General features: G+C 68.7%; 17 protein-coding genes. 8 read left to right on the top strand and 9 right to left on the bottom strand.

Annotation, left to right across the window (positions count from 1 at the left end; translation table 11 throughout):
* Positions 1-34: 34 nt before the first annotated feature.
* From AC07NS_RS20265 to AC07NS_RS20245, 5 genes are all read left to right on the top strand, one after another.
* Positions 35-1,516, top strand: a complete 1,482-nt coding sequence (locus AC07NS_RS20265; protein ID WP_494606150.1) for a leucyl aminopeptidase — start codon at positions 35-37, stop codon at positions 1,514-1,516.
* Between the two features lie 8 nt (positions 1,517-1,524).
* Entirely contained in the window at positions 1,525-1,983 is a 459-nt protein-coding gene (locus AC07NS_RS20260; protein WP_494606148.1) for a DNA polymerase III subunit chi, read from the top strand.
* A complete protein-coding gene (locus AC07NS_RS20255) occupies positions 1,980-2,318 on the top strand; it encodes a peptidase inhibitor I78 (protein ID WP_494606146.1) in 339 nt (112 codons plus the stop codon). Before AC07NS_RS20260 ends, AC07NS_RS20255 begins: the two co-directional genes overlap by 4 nt.
* Positions 2,319-2,666: 348 nt before the next feature.
* A complete protein-coding gene (locus AC07NS_RS20250; protein WP_494606144.1) occupies positions 2,667-4,391 on the top strand; it encodes a cellulase family glycosylhydrolase in 1,725 nt (574 codons plus the stop codon).
* 992 nt (positions 4,392-5,383) lie between these two features.
* Positions 5,384-5,710: a hypothetical protein gene (locus AC07NS_RS20245; RefSeq protein WP_110121267.1), complete on the top strand. Its 327-nt coding sequence runs from the start codon at positions 5,384-5,386 to the stop codon at positions 5,708-5,710.
* On the opposite strand, the gene AC07NS_RS20240 is transcribed toward AC07NS_RS20245, so the two are convergent.
* Together AC07NS_RS20240 and AC07NS_RS20235 are read right to left on the bottom strand one after the other, a co-directional pair.
* The gene (locus AC07NS_RS20240) at positions 5,707-6,117 is read right to left on the bottom strand and encodes a hypothetical protein (RefSeq protein WP_110121266.1); all 411 of its coding nucleotides are present in this window, start codon (positions 6,115-6,117) and stop codon (positions 5,707-5,709) included. The genes AC07NS_RS20245 and AC07NS_RS20240 overlap by 4 nt on opposite strands.
* Before the next feature lie 238 nt (positions 6,118-6,355).
* Positions 6,356-8,230 carry an ABC-F family ATP-binding cassette domain-containing protein gene (locus AC07NS_RS20235; protein ID WP_494606142.1) on the bottom strand — a complete coding sequence of 625 codons (1,875 nt, stop codon included), beginning with the start codon at positions 8,228-8,230 and terminating at the stop codon, positions 6,356-6,358.
* An 89-nt stretch (positions 8,231-8,319) separates the two neighbouring features.
* Here AC07NS_RS20235 and ndk point away from each other — a divergent pair, with 89 nt between their 5' ends.
* Positions 8,320-8,739, top strand: a complete 420-nt coding sequence (gene ndk / locus AC07NS_RS20230; RefSeq protein WP_058350417.1) for a nucleoside-diphosphate kinase — start codon at positions 8,320-8,322, stop codon at positions 8,737-8,739.
* A gap of 63 nt (positions 8,740-8,802) precedes the next feature.
* Here ndk and AC07NS_RS20225 read toward each other — a convergent pair whose 3' ends face one another.
* From AC07NS_RS20225 to purM, 4 genes are read right to left on the bottom strand one after another with little or no spacing between them, the layout of a single operon-like run.
* Positions 8,803-9,075 (bottom strand): type II toxin-antitoxin system RelE/ParE family toxin, encoded by a 273-nt coding sequence (locus AC07NS_RS20225; RefSeq protein WP_494606140.1) that lies wholly within the window; start codon positions 9,073-9,075, stop codon positions 8,803-8,805.
* Positions 9,063-9,242: an antitoxin gene (locus AC07NS_RS20220; protein WP_494606138.1), complete on the bottom strand. Its 180-nt coding sequence runs from the start codon at positions 9,240-9,242 to the stop codon at positions 9,063-9,065. The genes AC07NS_RS20225 and AC07NS_RS20220 overlap by 13 nt, the downstream gene beginning before the upstream one ends.
* Before the next feature lie 42 nt (positions 9,243-9,284).
* Positions 9,285-9,866 (bottom strand): phosphoribosylglycinamide formyltransferase, encoded by a 582-nt coding sequence (gene purN / locus AC07NS_RS20215; protein WP_494606136.1) that lies wholly within the window; start codon positions 9,864-9,866, stop codon positions 9,285-9,287.
* Positions 9,866-10,903, bottom strand: coding sequence for a phosphoribosylformylglycinamidine cyclo-ligase (gene purM, locus AC07NS_RS20210; protein WP_494606292.1), 1,038 nt, complete (start codon positions 10,901-10,903; stop codon positions 9,866-9,868). The genes purN and purM overlap by 1 nt, the downstream gene beginning before the upstream one ends.
* Before the next feature lie 125 nt (positions 10,904-11,028).
* Between purM and rnd the strand changes: the two genes are divergently transcribed.
* Together rnd and AC07NS_RS20200 are read left to right on the top strand one after the other, a co-directional pair.
* The gene (rnd, locus tag AC07NS_RS20205; protein WP_494606134.1) at positions 11,029-12,198 is read left to right on the top strand and encodes a ribonuclease D; all 1,170 of its coding nucleotides are present in this window, start codon (positions 11,029-11,031) and stop codon (positions 12,196-12,198) included.
* A 203-nt stretch (positions 12,199-12,401) separates the two neighbouring features.
* Positions 12,402-14,135 (top strand): response regulator, encoded by a 1,734-nt coding sequence (locus AC07NS_RS20200; protein ID WP_494606132.1) that lies wholly within the window; start codon positions 12,402-12,404, stop codon positions 14,133-14,135.
* Between the two features lie 5 nt (positions 14,136-14,140).
* Here AC07NS_RS20200 and AC07NS_RS20195 read toward each other — a convergent pair whose 3' ends face one another.
* From AC07NS_RS20195 to AC07NS_RS20185, 3 genes are all read right to left on the bottom strand, one after another.
* The gene (locus AC07NS_RS20195; protein WP_494606130.1) at positions 14,141-14,410 is read right to left on the bottom strand and encodes a hypothetical protein; all 270 of its coding nucleotides are present in this window, start codon (positions 14,408-14,410) and stop codon (positions 14,141-14,143) included.
* Between the two features lie 129 nt (positions 14,411-14,539).
* Positions 14,540-16,027 (bottom strand): Ppx/GppA phosphatase family protein, encoded by a 1,488-nt coding sequence (locus tag AC07NS_RS20190; protein ID WP_494606128.1) that lies wholly within the window; start codon positions 16,025-16,027, stop codon positions 14,540-14,542.
* Positions 16,028-16,123: 96 nt separating this feature from the next.
* Complete coding sequence (locus AC07NS_RS20185; RefSeq protein ID WP_110121258.1) at positions 16,124-18,352, bottom strand: RNA degradosome polyphosphate kinase; 2,229 nt, start codon at positions 18,350-18,352, stop codon at positions 16,124-16,126.
* Positions 18,353-18,355: the final 3 nt, after the last annotated feature.

Genomic DNA, 18,355 nt, shown 5'->3' with positions numbered 1-18,355 from the left:
CGCGACCGGGCTTTCCGCTTCCCAGGAGCGCTCCATGCGTATCGAGTTCGTCCCCGCCGACAGCCAGGCCGGCGCCAACGCCGCCATCGCCGTCCTCGCCTACGAGGCCGCCGCCCTTTCGCCCGAGGCCAAGGCGGTCAACGACGCCGCCGGCGGCGCCATCGTCCGCGCCGCGGCCGGCGGCCGCTTCATCGGCGCTAAGGGTCAGGTGCTCGACATCGTCGCCCCGGCCGGCCTCGACGCCGCCCGCGTGGTGGTGATCGGCGTCGACGGTTCGGGCGTGGTCGAGCCGGAGACCGTCGAGATCGCCGCCGCCCACGCCTATGGCGCGGTCAAGACCTCGGGCGTCACCGAGCTGCTGCTCAAGCTCGGCGGTGACGCCGAGACCGCCGCCCGCGTCGCCTTCGGCGTCAAGCTGGCCGCCTACCGCTTCGACAAGTACCGCACCACCGAGAAGGCCGAGAAGAAGCCGTCGGTCGCCACGGTGAAGGTCGCCGCCGCCGACCCGGCCAAGGCCCAGAAGGCCTTCGCCGCCCTGGAGCCGCTGGCCGACGCCATCCTGTTCAGCCGCGACCTGGTCTCCGAGCCGGCCAACATCCTGCATCCGGAAGAGTTCGCCGCCCGCGTGAAGGGGCTCGAAAGCCTGGGCCTGGAGGTCGAGATCCTCGGCGAAGCCGAAATGGCCAAGCTCGGCATGGGCTCGCTCCTCGGCGTCGGCCAGGGCAGCGTCCGCGAGAGCCAGCTGGTCATCGCCAAGTGGAACGGCGCGGCCGACAAGTCGGCCCAGCCGATCGCCTTCGTCGGCAAGGGCGTCTGCTTCGACACCGGCGGCATCTCGATCAAGCCCGCCGAGGGCATGGAAGACATGAAGTGGGACATGGGCGGCGCGGCCGCCGTGGCCGGCGTCATGCACGCCCTGGCCGGCCGCAAGGCCAAGGTCAACGCCATCGGCGTGCTGGGCCTGGTCGAAAACATGCCCGACGGTAACGCCCAGCGCCCCGGCGACGTGGTCACCTCGATGTCGGGCCAGACCATCGAGGTCATCAACACCGACGCCGAGGGCCGCCTCGTCCTGGCCGACGCCCTCTGGTACACTCAGGAGCGCTTCAAGCCGAAGTTCATGATCGACCTGGCCACCCTGACCGGCGCGATCATCATCTCGCTGGGCAACGACTATGCCGGCCTGTTCAGCAACAACGACGGCCTGTCGGAGAAGCTGCTGGCTGCCGGCGAGTCCGAGCGCGAGCCCCTGTGGCGCCTGCCGCTGCCCAAGGCCTACGAGAAGCAGATCGAAAGCCCGATCGCCGACATGAAGAACATCGGCGGCCGCCCGGCCGGCTCGATCACGGCGGGCCTGTTCCTGCAGCGCTTCGTCAATGGCGTGCCGTGGGCCCACCTCGACATCGCCTCGACCGCCTGGCGCAAGGGCTCGACCGATCCGACCGTGCCCGACGGCGCGGCCGGCTTCGGCGTGCGCCTGCTCAACCGCCTCGTCGCCGACGCCTACGAAGGCTGACGTCACGCATGTCCGCTGCGCCCTGCGAGATCTGGTTCTACCATCTGGAGCGAAGCAGCGCCGAACAGGTGCTGCCCGAGCTGCTGGAAAAGACCCTGGGGCGCGGCTGGAAGGCTCTGGTCCGGGGCGGGGACCCGGCGCGCCTCAACGCGCTGGACGCCCACCTCTGGACCTTTCGCGACGACAGCTTCCTGCCGCACGGCATGGCCGAGGAGCCGCTGGCCGAACGCCAGCCGGTGCTGCTCAGCGCCGGCCTCGACAACCCGAACGGCGGGGACGCGTTGTTCCTGCTCGACGGCGCCGAGCCGGGGGAACTGAGCGACTTCACGCGCTGCATCCTGCTGTTCGACGGTCGTGACGAAGAGGCCCTGCGGCTGGCGCGGGGCCGCTGGAAGGCGTTCAAGGCGGCCGGCCACCCGGTGTCCTACTGGCAGCAGGCCGAACGCGGATGGGAGAAGAAGGCATGAAGCGGCTTGGCGTGATCCTGGGCGCGGCGATGATCCTGGCGGCCTGCTCGACCGGCGCGCCCGAGCCCGCCCCGCCGCCGCCGCCCGAGACCCCGGTGGCCCCGCCGGCCATCGCCTTACCCAAGCCCCCCGAGCCCGAGAAGGACCAGTGCGGCCTGAAGGACGCCCAGGCCTTCGTCGGCAAGAACCGCACCGAACTGCCGGCCCCGGTCGATCCCTCCCGCTGGCGCGTGGCCTGCACCACCTGCCCGGTGACCATGGACTACCGCGCCGACCGCCTGAACATCCTGTTCAACCCGGACACCGGCGTGGTGCAGCAGGTGAAGTGCGGCTGAGGGGCTTCCTCCCTCACAGCTCTCAAGAAGATCGTCATCCCGGAAAGCGCGAAGCGCTTATCCGGGACCCAGGGGACTGGGCGCCGCGATAAGGTTCGCGCTGCCAGCGGTCGCCGCCTCATTGCGCGCCGCCCCTGGGTCCCGGCTCTTCGCTTCGCTACGGCCGGGATGACGGGCGATTTTGCTGCTTGAAGAACTGGCGCCGCCCACCTCCAGAATTCCCCCTAACCATTTGTCCTCATGGACAAATGACCCGTCCATCTGGACAAATCTCAAGTCCCCGGGCCAACTCCGCCCGCGACGCAGCGGCGACCTCTCAACCAGCCGCGCGCGCTGGGGAGTTCGTCCATGAAGTTCGCCGCCGTCCTGGCCGCCGCCGCCTCGCTGCTGGCCGTTTCCACCACGCTCGCCCAGCCTGCATCCCCGCCGTCTCCCGGCCCGCAGTGGCTGAAGGCCAAGGGCGACCGCATCGTCGACGAGACCGGCGCGCCCGTCATCCTGCGCGGCATGGGCCTGGGCGGCTGGATGCTGCAGGAGGGCTACATGCTGCGCCTGTCCAAGCTGGGCCAGGAGCACGTCATCCGCGCCCGCATCGCGGCCCTGGTCGGGGCCGAGCGCGAGGCCGCGATCCACACCGCCTGGCTCGACAACCACACCACCAAGGCCGACATCGACTTCATGGCCGCCGCCGGCTTCAACTCGGTGCGCCTGCCCATGCACTACGGCCTGCTGACCCTGCCGGCCGACCAAGAGCCCGTGCCTGGCGCCGACACCTGGAAGGAAGACGGCTTCCGCCGCATCGACGACCTGCTGGCCTGGACCAAGGCCGCCGGCATGCACCTGATCCTGGATTTACACGCCGCGCCGGGCGGGCAGGGCAATGATCTGGCCATCTCCGACCGCGATCCGGCCAAGCCGTCGCTGTGGGACAGCCCCGAGAACCAGCGCAAGACCATCGCCCTCTGGAAGAAGCTGGCCGAACGCTACAAGGACGAGCCGGCCATCGCCGCCTACGACGTGCTGAACGAACCCAACTGGGACTTCGACAGGAAGGCGTCGGGCGCCGGTTGCGCCGACGAGAAGCAGGACCTGCTCTGGGATTTCCAGCGCCGCATCACCGCGGCGATCCGCGAGGTCGACCAGCGCCACCTCGTCATCATCGAGGGCAACTGCTGGGGCAACAACTACAGGGGATTGGGAAAGCCCTGGGACGGCAATCTGGCCCTGTCGTTCCACAAATACTGGAACCGCAACGACCAGGCCTCGGTCGAGCCGATCCTCAAGCTGCGGGCCGACACCGGCCTGCCGGTGTGGCTTGGGGAGTCGGGCGAGAACTCCAACGTCTGGTTCGCCGACGCCATCCGCCTGGTCGAGGGCCACGGGATCGGCTGGGCCTTCTGGCCGCTGAAGAAAATTGGCTTCAACCAGCCGCTGGAGGTCCAGGTCGGCCCCAACTACGACGCCGTCGTCGCCACGCTCACGGGCGAGGCCAAGACCCCGGTCTCGGCCGACCAGGCCTATGCGGTGCTGATGAAGCTGGCCGCCCACGACGTGCGCTTCGAGAGCAACCTCCAGCACCCCGACGTGCTCGACGCCATGCTGCGCCAGCCGCACGACGACAGCGTCCGTCCGTTCAAGCCCCATCGCATCGGCGCCAAGGGCGGATCGATCGCCGCCGTCGACTACGACCTCGGCGTCATCGGCAAGGCCTATTGGGACCAGGACGCCGCCAACTACCACGTCTCCACCGGCGCCGACCGCACCCTCTGGAACAACGGCCGCACCGCCCGCAACGACGGCGTCGATATCTCCCCCGACGGCAAGAGCGTCACCGACTTCACCACCGGCGAATGGCTGCGCTACACGGTGACGGCGGACCAGGCAGGGGTCTATGCCGTTACGATCGCGGGGCAGGGGCCGATGAGGGTTTCGGCCAATGGCGGCAGGGCGGTTCGGTCGGGCGGAACGGTGGCGCTGGAGGCCGGGACCAACAGCCTGATCCTCCGCTCCGAGGGCGCGGCGGCCGTGACCTCGATCACGCTCAAACCCACCACTCCAAAACCTCTCCCATAGGGAGAGGGAGGGGCCCACGCGAAGCGTGGGAGGGTGAGGGGTTACACCGCCAACGGTCCCATCCCGATCCTCTCCTCCCGTAAAATCCCCGCGAAAGCTGCACAACTCGTCCCTCTCCCCCTGCGGGAGAGGGTGGCCTCCCGGAGGGAGGTCGGGTGAGGGGTCTCTCAAAACTCAAAGCCGCGTGCAGCGGTCAGGCCGGGCGGTGCGTCTCCCATCTGAGAAACCCCTCATCCGTCGGCCTTTGGCCGCCACCTTCTCCCGCAAGGGGAGAAGGATCGGGTGATACGCACACCACTCACACGGCGAACTTGGGAAAGAGTTAAGCAAATTCAACGCCATAAAACTTTATAACCCCAACTTACCCCCACCTTCTCGAGCCGCCCCATAATCATCCCCATCCCAGCCATGGGGAGGGCTCTTGGTACCGGCCCGAGTTAGCGGCTGTGGATCGCATCGAGCGGGGCCGCTTGTTGCGTCATGGGAAGGGCGGGTTTGCAGGATCGCTCAGAAGGCGTGATTGGGCCGCCAGCCGTTCCGTGACGAAACAGGCGGGTCGACAGGGCCGGGATCGTTTCAAACCGGCCTAACAGGATCAGCCGAGGCCGCCGCCGGATCACCGCGGGGCTATTGGTCCTGCCCGTCCGAGGGACAACCGGGTCCAGGGTTGAAAAAGCACCCGCGCCCCCGGTCCTTCGAGCCAATGATGCGGCGGAGCGGTCAGACGAAGCCGAAACGCAAACAAACCATACGGTCTCCGGGCTCCGCCCGGCCGCTCCGCGCCTCCCCGACCTAACGCGCCTTCGCGCGGGAGCCTGGGAAGCCGTGTCCGCATCCCAAGGAACCTCCCCCTGTGGGGGAGGCGGCCGAAGGCCGGTGGGGGGACGGTTTCAGCCGCCTCCACGTCGGCCGTCCTCGCATCAACTCCCCCCACCGATCGCTGCGCGATCGCCTCCCCCACAGGGGGAGGTTCCTGAAAGAACGGATCAACCATGCCCAAGTCCAAGCCGCCGCGCCGCCGCCTGCGCCGAACCTCCCGCAACCCCAAGCTCGACGCGGCCTATCGCGGCGTCATCGCCGCCTGCGAGCAGAACATCGGCCTGATCCAGAGAACCCTACGCGACGTCGAGAGCGTCGCTCACGACGCGCCGGCCGAAGAGCTGGCCAGCTTTCGTCAGGAAATGGAGGAAGGCGTGCGCTGCTGGACCAGCGTGAGGAACATGCACCTGGATGCGATGCAGCGGCCCAGTGAGCCGACATGGCCCGGTATCGAAAAGGCCCTGAGGCGGGCCGGCATCACCGAGCTGAAGCGCCGCTAGCGCTTGCCGACGCCCGGGAACATCGCCGCGTCGCCGTCGAACACGCCCAGATAGCCCAGCTCGCCCAGCAGAGGCGTCAGGTCTTCCAGCTTGTCGGCGCTGGCCCGGGCGGTCGCCAGCTCGCTGGGGCGGCCGGTCTGGTCGTGCAGGCGGTAGACCGTCCACATCTTGCCCTTGGGCGCCTCGGCGCCGGGGGCGAGATAGCGATGCTCCCAGCCGACCAGGGCCGGGACGCGGCCGATCTCGACGTCGAACGGACGGTCGCGGAAGGCCAGGTCCATCTCCAGCCGCGTGGCCTCGGCCAGGCGCTGGTCGAGCCAGGCGGCGAAGGCCTCCAGCACGCAGCCGGCCGACAATCCTTCCGGATTGGCGACGACGTGATTGCGGCTGGCGAGGGCTGCGGTCATGTCGCAAGGGATACGACCGCAGGTCTGTCGGAACGGCTAAATCTCTTGGTTTATTGACGTTTACCGCGAGTGAGCCGTTTTCAACCTCTCCCAAGGGGAGAGGGAGGGGCCCGCCGCGAAGCGGTGGGAGGGTGAGGGGATCGGACGGTTGACGGCGAAACACCTCACCCTCCCACGCCTGCGGCGCGGGCCCCTCCCTCTCCTTACAGGAGAGGTGTTTTGGGGGCGGAGAGGTATTTCAACCCTCGGCTTCGGCCAGCTGCTCGGCCAACTCCATCCACGCGGCCTCGGCCTCGTCGAGCTTGGCCTTGGCGTTGTCGCGGCGCTTTTCCAGTTCGGGAACCTTGGCCGGCGTCTTCACATAGAGCTGCGGGTCGGCCAGCTGGGCTTCCAGTTCGGCGAGATCCCTGGTCTTGCGGTTCATCACCTGTTCGGCCGCCTCGACCTTGCGGCGCAGCGGCTCGATGGCGACCTTCTTGGCGGCCGGGGCGGACGCGGCTTCGGCCTTGGCCGGCTCGCGCGCCACCTGGGTCGGCTTCACCGCCTGCTTGGCGCGGTCGAGCACGAACTTGGCGTAGTCGTCCATGTCGCCGTCGAACGGCACGACCTTGCCGTCGGCCGCCAGCCACAGGCGGTCGGCCACCAGCTCCATCAGCGAGCGGTCGTGGGTGATCAGCAGCACCGCGCCCTCGTAGTCGTTCAGCGCGTCGAGCAGGGCCCGGCGGCTGTCGATGTCGAGGTGGTTGGTCGGCTCGTCGAGGATCAGGACGTGCGGGGCGTCCATGGCCACCAGGTTCAGCAGCAGGCGCGCGCGCTCGCCGCCCGACAGGTTGGCGACCGTGGTGTCCTGCTTTTCGAAGGTCAGACCCCATTGGGCGAGACGAGAACGGCGCGAGGATTCGCTGGCGTCCGGCATGGCCCGGCGGACGATCTCCAGCGGCGTATCGTTGGGATCCATCGCCTCGATCTGGTGCTGGTGGAACCAGCCGACCTTCATCTTCTTGTCGCGGTGCAGCTCGCCCGACTGAACGGTCAGGGCCCCGGCGATCATCTTGGCGAAGGTCGACTTGCCGGCGCCGTTGACGCCCAGCAGGCCGATGCGGTCGTCCAGGTCCATGCGCAGGTTGAGGTTCTTGAGGATCGCGCGGCCCTGCTCATAGCCCACATTGGCCTTCTCCAGCCGGATCAGCGGCGGGGGCAGCGGGCGCGGCGGCGAGGGCAGGGTGAAGGGCGCGACGCGCTCCTCGATCGTGGTGGACACCGGCTCCATCTTGGCCAGGCGCTTCATCCGCGACTGAGCCTGGGCGGCCTTGGAGGCCTTGGCCTTGAAGCGGTCGACGAAGGATTGCAGGTGGGCGCGCTCGGCGTCCTGCTTGGCCTTGGCCGACAGTTGCAGACGGGCCTTCTCGGCGCGGCGCTTCTCGAAGTCGTCGTAGCCGCCGGTGTAGAGCTCCAGCTTGCCGCCGGCCAGGTGCAGCATGTGCGTGCAGCTGTTGTTGAGCAGTTCCCGATCGTGGCTGACGATCAGGGCGGTGTGCGGATACTTCTTCAGGCGCGCTTCCAGCCACAGGGCGCCTTCGAGGTCGAGATAGTTGGTCGGCTCGTCGAGCAGCAGCATGTCGGGCTCGGCGAACAGCGCCGCGGCCAGGGCCACGCGCATCCGCCAGCCGCCCGAGAACTCGCTCATTGGCCGCTGCAGGTCTTCCTGGGTGAAGCCCAGGCCCGCCAGGATTTCCGAGGCTCGCGACGGCGCGGAATCGGCGTCGATTTCGATCAGCCGGCTCCAGATCTCGCCCATCTCCTCGGGATCGGCGGTCTCCAGCCGGGTCAGCAGGCCGTGACGCTCCTCGTCGGCCTCCAGCACGGTGTCGAGCAGGGTCACCGGCGTGGCCGGGTGCTCCTGGTCCACCGAACCGATGCGGGCGTTCTTGGGCAGGCTGATCTCGTCGCCGGCGGCGACCAGCTGGCCGAGGATCAACTTGAACAGCGTCGACTTGCCCACGCCGTTGCGGCCGATCAGGCCGACTTTCGCGCCGGGAGGCAGGCTGACGGTCGCCTTGTCGAAGAACCGGCGTCCCCAGGCGTCGAAAGTAAGTTCGTTGATCTGAAGCATGTTGGGAACGCGGGGTTGGCGGGGAGGAGGCGCCCGGCTATAAGCCCGCAACCTCCCAATTCACAAACTTTCTCTGTGAGATTTTCGGAATGACCGAACGCACCTTCTCGATCCTGAAGCCCGACGCGACCCGCCGCAACATCACCGGCAAGATCAACGCCGTGATCGAGGAAGCCGGCCTGCGCATCGTCGCTCAACGCCGCGTCCACCTGACCGAAGCTCAGGCCAAGAAGTTCTACGAAGTGCACGCCGAGCGCCCGTTCTACGGTGAACTCGTCGCCCAGATGACCGCCGAGCCGGTCGTCGTGCAGGTCCTGGAAGCCGAAGGCGCCGTGGCCAAGTACCGCGAAGTCATGGGCGCCACCAACCCGGACAACGCCGCCGAAGGCACCATCCGCAAGCTGTTCGCCCTGTCGATCGGCGAAAACTCGGTCCACGGTTCGGACAGCCTCGAGAACGCGGGTATCGAAATCGCCCAGTTCTTCACCGACGCCGACATCGTCGGCTAAGGCTTTCGAGCTTTAGAACTACGAAAAGGCCGGCGGGGCGACCCGCCGGCCTTTTTGTTTGGGTCAGTCCGGCTCGCGAGCGCCGTGGCGGATTTCCAGGATCACGACGCGGTCGGTCTGGACCACGTATCGGATCAGATAGGGCGGGATGACCGTGAGCTCCCGTCGTCCTCGGCTGATCGTCCGGCCGCGATCCGGCGTTGTTTCCAGACTACGGGCGGCGCCGACGAGCCGCGCAGCAAGGCGCTGAGCGGCCAGCGGCTTGAATTCGGCGACATAGGCTTGAATCGCGCGCAGGTCTGCGGCTGCGCTGCGCGTCCAGACTACTTGAACCACGAGGCCGGGGTCGGCTTTTCATCCGGCGTGCCCCAGCTTTCAAGCCAGGCGCAGACCTCGTCGTTCGGAATCAGGCGGCCAGCCGCGATGTCTTCCATCGCCTCAGCATGGCGACGAGCATCCGCGTCTTCATCGATCTCGTCGAAGATGGAGGGCTCTGACTTCATACATCGAGTCTAACACGAGGAGCCAACGAGCGAAAACCGCCCTCAAAGCCCCCGCACGAATTCCGCCAGCACCGTCGGATAGAGCCTGTGCTCTTCCTTCAGCACCCGCGCGGCCAGCGCATGATCGTCGTCGCTGGCCTCGATCGCCACCCGCGCCTGACCCAGGATCGGACCTTCGTCCACCCCGGCGGTGACCAGATGCACCGTGCAGCCGGCCTCCGCATCCCTCGCCGCGATGGCGCGGGCGTGGGTGTCGAGGCCCGGATACTTGGGCAGCAGGGACGGGTGGATGTTCAGCATCCGGCCTTCCCAGGCGTCGACCAGGAAGGGCGTCAGGACCCGCATGTAGCCGGCCAGGGCGATGACCTCGATCCCACGCTCGCGCAGGGCCGCGTCGACCGCGCGCTCGTGGGCCTCGCGGTCCTTGCCGAACGGCTTGCTCGGCACGCACAGCGCCTCGATCCCGGCCGCCTCAGCGGTGGCGAGGCCCCCGGCGTCAGCCTTGTTGGCCAAAACGAGGGCGATCTCGAACGGGCAGTCCGGGGCCTGGGCGGCGCGGACCAGGGCCTCCATGTTGGAGCCCCGGCCCGAGATCAGGGCGGCGACCTTGGTCCTTGCAGTCATCAAGCAGCGGCCAATTGGCCGCAAACGAACGCGTCTTCGCCGGCGTTGAGCAGGGCAGCCAGCACCGGCTCGACGTCGGCTTGCGCGACGATCAGGATGAAGCCGACGCCGCAGTTGAAGGTGCGGCGCAGTTCGTGGGCGTCGATCTGACCCACTTCTTGCAGCCACTCGAACACGGGCGGCAGCGGCCAGGCGTTCCAGTCGAACTCGGGAACCAGGCCATCGGCGATGCAGCGCGGCGGGTTCTCGATCAGGCCGCCGCCGGTGATGTGGGCGCCGCCCTTGACGCGGCCCGACTGAAGCAGCGGCAGGAGCGACTTCACATAGATGCGGGTCGGGGCCATCAGGGCCTCGGCCAGCGTCTTGCCTTCCTCGAAGGGGCAGGGGGCGTCCCAGGCCAGGCCCGAGCGCTCGACCACGCGGCGCACCAGCGAATAGCCGTTCGAGTGCGGACCCGACGAGCCGATGCCGATGATCACGTCGCCGGCCCGTTGCTTGTCCAGCTTGGGCAGCACGCCGTCGCGCTCGACCGCGCCGACCGAGAAGCCGGCCAGGTCGTATTCGCCGTCATTGTACATGCCCGGCATCTCGGCGGTTTCGCCGCCCACCAGGGCCGCGCCGGCCAGCTTGCAGCCCTCGGCGATGCCGGCGACCACGCTCTTGGCGGTCTCGACGTCGAGCTTGCCGGTGGCGAAGTAGTCCAGGAACATCAGCGGCTCGGCGCCCTGCGCCAGCAGGTCGTTGACGCACATGGCCACCAGGTCGATGCCGACCGTGGCGTGCATGCCCGCGTCGATGGCGATGCGCAGCTTGGTGCCGACGCCGTCGGTGGTCGTCACCAGCAGGGCGTCCTCGTAGCCGGCCGCCTTCAGGTCGAACAGGGCGCCAAAGCCGCCGAGACTGGCTTCCGCGCCGGGGCGGCGGGTCGCTTTCGCCAGCGGCTTGATGGCGTCCACAAGGGCGTTGCCGGCATCGATGTCGACGCCCGCCTGGGCGTAGGTCAGGCCGCCGGCTTGGTCGGTCTTCGGATCGCTCATCGGGTCGCTCATCTGTGGTTCCAGGCCCTCTGCGACCCGTCTCGGGCGCTTTGGGACAGAAAAGTGGCTGCTCCGCAACGCTTGACGCTTGCAGACTCGGGGGTGCGCGAGGCTATTAGCAGCCGATGACGCCGATCACCACCACCGCCGCGCTGGCGGAGTTCTGTAATGGTTTGAAGGGGCAGCCCTTCATCGCCGTGGACACCGAGTTCATGCGCGAGACCACCTATTGGCCCAAGCTCTGCTTGATTCAGGTCGCTTCGCCGTCTTCGGACGCCGTGATCGACCCGCTGGCGGACGGCCTCGACCTCGAGCCGCTGCTCGAACTGATGCGCGACGAAACCCTGCTCAAGGTGTTCCACGCCGCCCGTCAGGACGTCGAGATCTTCAACAATCTCAAAGCGATGCCAACGCCTCTGTTCGACACCCAGGTGGCCGGCATGGCCGCGGGTTTCGGCGAGCAGATCGCCTATGACGCCCTGGTGCGTCAGATGCTGAAGATCGAGATCGACAAGTCGAGCCGCTTCACCGACTGGGCTCGCCGCCCGCTGACCGACGCCCAGCTGGCCTACGCCCTGGCCGACGTGACGCACCTGGCGCGCCTGTTCCCGGTGCTGCGCGATCGCCTCCAGGAATCGGGCCGCCTGGCCTGGGTCGAGGAGGAGATGAAGGCGCTCAGCGATCCGGCCGCCTACGACGTCGATCCGGAAAAGGCCTGGCGCCGCCTGCGTCCGCGCAAGACGCAAGCCAAGTACCTGGCCGTATTCAAGGCGGTCTCGGCGTGGCGCGAGCGCACCGCCCAGCAACGTGACCAGCCGCGTGGCCGCATCCTCAAGGACGAGGCCATCGACGAACTGGCCACCCAGGCCCCGATCTCACTGGACGGGCTCAACACTCTGCGCGGCGTGCCTAAGGGCTTCGGCGGCAGCAAGTTCGGTCCCGACCTGATCGCCGCGATCAAGGCGGCTCTGGCCGATCCCGAGGGCTACGCCCCCGTGGTCGATAAGCCCGGCCCGCCGCCGCCGCCTTCGGCCGGCGCCGTGGTCGAGCTGCTGAAGGTGCTGCTCAAGGCTCGCGCCGAAGAAGCCGGCGTGGCGTCCAAGCTGATCGCCACCGTCTCGGATCTGGAAAAGATCGCCGCCGACGACGAGGCCGACACCCCGGCCCTGCAAGGCTGGCGTCGCGACGCCTTCGGCACGGACGCCCTGAAGATCAAGCGGGGCGAGTTGGCCCTGGTGCTCGACGGGACCAAGGTCCGCGTCGTCGAGGTTCGCCGGGCTCCGCGCCCGGCCTGATCGGTCGATCTCGCGGCGCGACTCAAAAGGGGTTGCGCCGCCGCCGACCCGGCGCGAAGAGCAAGCGCTGCTTTTGTGCAAGACGGCACAGCGGCCATTTGGTCGACATGTTTTGACAAAATCATCGTGACCTCCGGGCGCTATAAGAGCGTCGCGGAGATGTCGGCCGTGGGGACGGCCGAAGACTGGGGATTTAGGTCGAGTTGGCGTACGCGGAACAGGATCCGTGGCTGGTCAGGGCCGCGCGTAGTTATGCAAGGCCGGCAAAGGCCCTGCGGCAGCAGATTCCTCTGCGTCTCTTCGTCATCGCGATGGTCTGTGCGGCGATCGGCCTGGCGCCGCGCTTTTCCTTCATGCTGCCTTGGGCGTTCGCCTGTCTCGCGGCGCAAGGTCTCCAGGCCGTGGCCCTGCGCGGCTTCGAGGGAAGTCCGAGCCGCTGGGTTCTCGCCTGCTTGGCCGCCGACTTCCTGCTGGCCGTTGCGTTCGGCTGGCTGGCGGTGCCGCTGTGGCGAACGGGCCTGCCCGCCGGCGCGGCAGGCGGCGCTCTGCTTCTGGCCGGCTCGGTGATGACCGCTCTGATGGGGGCCAAGGGGTCGCGAATGGCCTTCGCGGTCACCGCCACGCCCCATCTGGCCTATCTCTTCATCTCGCCGGTCCTGGCCGCCAACCACGAGGACGTGGGGGTGAAGGCCTTCCTGATCGGCAGCGGACTGATGGTTCTGGTCACATCGCTGGTCTTCGGCTGGTCGCGCCAGACCCTGCTGGCGGAGCGCGAGGCGAGGGCGGCGGCGGAGATCCGCCGCGAACAGGCCGTGGCCGCCGACGCCGCCAAGAGCGCCTTCGTCGCCATGGTCAGCCACGAACTGCGCACGCCGCTCAGCGCCATCTTGGCCGGGGCCGGCGAGATCGCCCGCACCTCGCGCGGCCAGGCCCGGGGCAAGGCCGGCCTGATCGCCGACGCCGGCGTGATGATGCGGGCTCTACTCAACGACCTGCTCGACCTGTCGAAGATCGAGGCTGGGCGCATGACCGTGGAGTCGATCGACTTCGCCCCGCGCACCGTGATCTGCGACACCCTGCGCTTCTGGCGCGCCGAGGCCCGGGCCAAGGGCCTGGCGCTGCGCTTCACCGGCGGTCGCCACCTGCCGCGCTGGATCAAGGGCGACCCGGTGCGCCTGCGCCAGGTGCTCAATAACCTGCTGTCCAACGCCATCAAGTTCACGCCCGAGGGCCGGATCTGCGTCGCGCTGGAGATGACCCCGCGCGCCGAGGGCGGGCTGCTGCTGACCCTGGCCGTCACCGACACCGGGCCGGGCCTGGGCCCTGAGCATCTGGCCCGCCTGTTCACCGCCTACGACCAACTGGGCGCCGACACGGCCCGCACCTTCGGCGGCACGGGGCTGGGCCTGGCCATCAGCCGCGATTTGGCACGCCTCATGGGCGGCGATCTCGCCGCCGAGCCGGTCGAGGGACCCGGGGCGCGCTTCGTGCTCACCTTGCCGGCTCCGGTCGGCGAGGAGCCGCCGACGCCAGAGCCGCTGGACGCGCCCGCCGACGGCTTCGACGACGCGCCGGCCGTTCTGGTGGTCGATGATCACGAGATCAACCGCCGCACCCTGGCCCAGGTGCTGGAGGCCTTCGGTCTCGCGGTCACCCTGGCGGCCGACGGCGAAAGCGCGCTGGTCCTGGCCGGCGAGACGCGCTTCGACGTTGTGCTGATGGACGTCAACATGCCCGGCCTCGACGGCCTGGACACCACCCGCCGGCTGCGCGCCGACGGCCTCAACCAACAGACGCCGGTGGTGGCGGTGACCGGCGCGGTCAGCCCGGCCGAAATGGCCGCCTGCCGCGCGGCGGGCATGCAGGATTTCGTCGAGAAGCCGTTCGAGGTCGCCGCCCTGCACGCCGTTCTGGTGCGGGTGCTGGGCGCGGCCTAGGCGCGTCAGCCCACGAGGTGGACCACGGCCTGACTGGCCGCCAGCCCCAGGGCGCCCAGCACCGCCAGGTGATAGGCCGCGCCGAGCAGCACCGTTCGCTTCACCGACCAGCCTTCCTTGGCCCCGAACGCGGTCGCCACGTCCTGCTGCAATCGCCTGGCAGGGCTTTCGACGGCTTTCGAGCCGGCATTGGCCAATCGGACGACGTCGCCGCGCGGTGGGCTCGAAGGCGCTTGGATCTGGTTCTGATGTTCGTAGGCGACTTGCTTCTGCATGCCGACTTTCTCCCCGTGCTGAGACGAGGAGCTTCAGCTTGGCGTGGCTAACAAACCATGCTCGCGGAACGCCGTTCCACCTGCGGCGCGCTGTCGCGGCCCTTGCAACGAAAGGTCTGGCGGAAACGCCTAGAGCGGCGCGATCTTCAGCTTCAGGCCCAGCACCTGGGCCAGGGTGGTGGCGCGCTTGGCGGTCTGTTCGCCCAGCAGCATGGCCGCGTAGCCTTCCTCGGCCGAAAGCTGGACGTCGCTCTTGTCGATCGTCAGCCGCGAGCGCGACAGCAGGGCGGGACTGCGGCCCGAAAGATCGCAGCCCAGGCGGATGGCCGCGCCCAGGGCCCGGGCGCGCTTGATGCGGGCGGGGCTGAGCAGGCGCTCCAGCACGTCCAGCTCCGGCGGGGTGAAGGCCGTGGCGTGGCGGGCGAAGGCGGCGGCGGCCAGGAAGGCGCGCTCGGCGTGGGTCTGGCCGGCGATCGGGGCGCGCAGCACTTGCTCGAACACCAGATCGGCGCGATGGTCCGGGTGCAGCCGCGCGCCGAGGTCGGCCAGGCGGCAGGCGGCGGCCGTCAGCACCGCGTCGCGACCGTCGAACAGCGGCTCCAGCTTGTCGAAGGCCTGCGTCAACCAGGTCTGCAGCGCCACGCCCAGGTCGTCGGCCACGCCCTGGCGGGCCGTCAGCGAGGCGCAGCCCTCGATCAGCGGGTCCAGGCCCCGCACGCGCGGCGGCATGGCCTCGAACAGCAGGCCCTCGCGCACGCCGAAGGCCGAGATCTCGATGCGCTTGAGATCCAGGCGCTCGATCAGGCTCTCCAGCACGATGGCGGCGTAGGGCAGGGTCTCGATACGCTTCTTGGACATGCCCTCGATGCGTTCGAGCGAGCTTTTCGACTGGTGCGACACCAGGCGTGCGGCCTCCAGCGCTTCGGCGCGGCCGATCTCGTACTGGTGCACCACCTGCAGCGGATAGCCGGATAGCCGCATATGCAGCAAAGCCAGGTTCCGCCAGGCGCCGCCGACGGCGTGGAAGGTGTCGGCCTTGAAGGCCTCGGCCACGGGGGCCAGGCGCTGGGCGGCCAGCCGGCGCACGCGGTCGGCGTCGAAGCCTTCGGTCAGGCCCAGGCTGAACGGCCCCAGCGGCAGGGTCACGCCCTGGCCGGCGCCGGTCGTCTCCAGCCGCACCAGCTCCAGGCTCGCGCCGCCCAGGTCGCCGACCACGCCCGTGGCGTCCGGCGTTCCGGCCAGCACGCCGAGCGCGGCGTAGCGGGCTTCTTCCTCGCCCGACAGGATACGGATCGAAAGGCCGGTCTCTTCCAGCACGCGCTTGACGAAGACCGGGCCGTCGGAGGCCTCGCGCACGGCGGCGGTGGCGGCGACGAAGGTCTCGGCCGGCTGCACGGCCTTCAGCACCGCCTTGAAGCGCTTCAGCGCCGCCAGGGTCTGGGTGACGCCTTCGGGGGCCAGGCGGTTCTTGGAGCCGAGCTCACGGCCGAGGCCGGCGAGCACCTTCTCGTTGAACACGGTCCAGATGGCGCGGCCTTCCAGCCGGTACACCACCAGGCGCACCGAGTTCGAGCCGATATCGATCACGGCCGCGTCGCGCGGCGCCGGGAGGGGCATGAGGCTGGTTTAACGCATTCGGCGCTCAGGGGAAGCGGCGGCCTTGGACGAAACCGTCACGAAAGCCGTCGCTCCCCAGGTTTTGGGCGCCGGATCCTAGCGCTTGCGCTTGGGGCCCACGTGGTCGAAGGCCCGCGGCAGGTCCTGCACGTGATGCCCGCGGCCCGACAGGCTGGGATTGGTCATGAAGTATTCGTGGGCCGAGAAGGCGCCCTTGCTCTCCCAGGCCGGATCGCGGGCGTAGTGACCCTCGCTGTCGAGGCGCCAGCTCTGGGCCTCGTCGTTGAGGTTGGCGACCATGATCTGGCTCAGCACCTGCTGATGCACGGTGGGGGTCTCGACCGGCACCAGGCTTTCCACCCGGCGGTCGAGGTTGCGCGGCATCCAGTCGGCCGAGCTGATGAAGGCCCGGGTCTGGGCGCTGGGCATGTCGGCGCCGTTGGCGAAGGCCACGACGCGGCTGTGCTCCAGGAAGCGGCCGACGATCGACTTGACCCGGATATTCTCCGAAAGCCCCGGGATGCCAGGGCGCAGGCAGCAGATGCCGCGCACCACCAGATCGATCTGCACGCCGTCCTGGCTGGCGGCGTAGAGGGCGTCGATGATCTGCGGATCGACCACGGCGTTCATCTTGGCCCAGATCCCGGCCGGCTTGCCGGCCCGGGCGTTGGCGGCCTCGGCGGCGATCATGGCCAGCAGGTCGGGCTTCAGCGTCTGGGGCGAGAACGACAGCTTCTCCAGCGCGCCGGGCTGGGCGTAGCCGGTGATGAAGTTGAACAGCTTGCCGCCGTCGCGGCCCATGGCCGGATCGCAGGTGAAGAGGGAAAGGTCGGTGTAAACCCTCGCCGTCTGCGGGTGATAGTTGCCGGTGCCGAAGTGGCAGTAGGTGCGCAGGGACTCGCCCTCGCGCCGCACGACGACCGACAGCTTGGCGTGGGTCTTCCAGTCGACGAAGCCGAACACCACGTGCACGCCGGCCCGTTCCAGGTCGCGCGCCCACTTCAGGTTATTTTCCTCGTCGAAGCGCGCCTTGATCTCGACCAGGGCGGTGACGTTCTTGCCGTTGTCGGCCGCCTCGATCAGGGCCGCCACGATCGGGCTGTCCTTGGAGGTGCGGTACAGGGTCTGCTTGATCGCCAGCACGTTGGGATCGCGGGCGGCCTGGCGGATGAACTGCACCACCACGTCGAAGCTCTCGAACGGGTGGTGGACCAGGATGTCCTTCTCGCGGATCGCCGCGAAGCAGTCGCCGCCGTGGTCGCGCACCCGCTCGGGGAAGCGGGCGTTGTAGGGCTTGAACTTCAGGTCCGGACGGTCGGGCGGGATCAGCTCGCTCATCTGGGCCAGGCCCAGCTTGCCGTCGACCAGCACCACGTCCTCGGGCTGGGCGCGCAGGCCCTCGGTGATGAACTCGCGCAGGTCGGCGGGCATGGTGGTCTGGATCTTCACCCGCACCACGCGGCCCAGGCGGCGCTTCTTCAGGCGCGCCTCGAACTCGCGCACCAGGTCTTCGGCCTCTTCCTCGATCTCCAGGTCGCTGTCGCGGATCAGGCGGAACAGGCCGCGGCCCTCGACCTCGTAGCCGGGGAACAGGTGGTCGAGGAACAGGATGATGAAGCTTTCCAGCGCCACGATCTTGCGTTCGCGCTTGCGCCCCTTCAGCGGGCCGGCCGAAAGCTCCCAGAAGCGTTGCACCTGGTTGGGGATCGGGGCCAGGGCGTAGAGGTGCTTGTCGTCCGAGATCCGGCGCAGCTTCAGCGCCAAGCAGAAGCCCAGGTTCGGGATGAACGGGAACGGGTGGGCCGGATCCACGGCCAGCGGCGTCAGCACCGGGAAGATGCGCGACTTGAAGATCTCCTCGGCCCGCTCGCGGTCGGCGCCGACGATGTCCTTGGCGTCCAGCAGCTTCAGGCCCTCGGCCCACAGCTCGGCGCGCACCTCGCGCCAGATCTTCTGCTGTTCGCTCATCAGCTCGAAGGCCGAGGCGTTGATGCGTGTCAGCTGTTCGCCGGGCGTCAGGCCGTCCTGGCTGACCACGCGCACGCCTTCACGAACCTGGCCCTTCAGGCCGGCCACGCGGACCATGTAGAATTCGTCGAGGTTGTTGGCGCTGATCGACAGGAACCGCAGGCGTTCCAGCAGCGGGTGGCGCGGGTTGGCGCTTTCCTCGAGGACGCGCTGGTTGAAGGCCAGCCACGAGAGTTCCCGGTTGAAGAACCGCTCCGGCGCGGCCAGCAGGTCTTCGTCGAGCACGAGGCGCGCGCGATCCTCGGGCGCGGTCTCCACCTTGTGAGGGGCGGGCGCGAGGGCGGCGGCGTCGGTCATCGT

This window comes from Caulobacter sp. GW821-FHT10A10, assembly GCF_059415745.1.
This window is presented reverse-complemented; position numbering and strand designations above follow the sequence as displayed.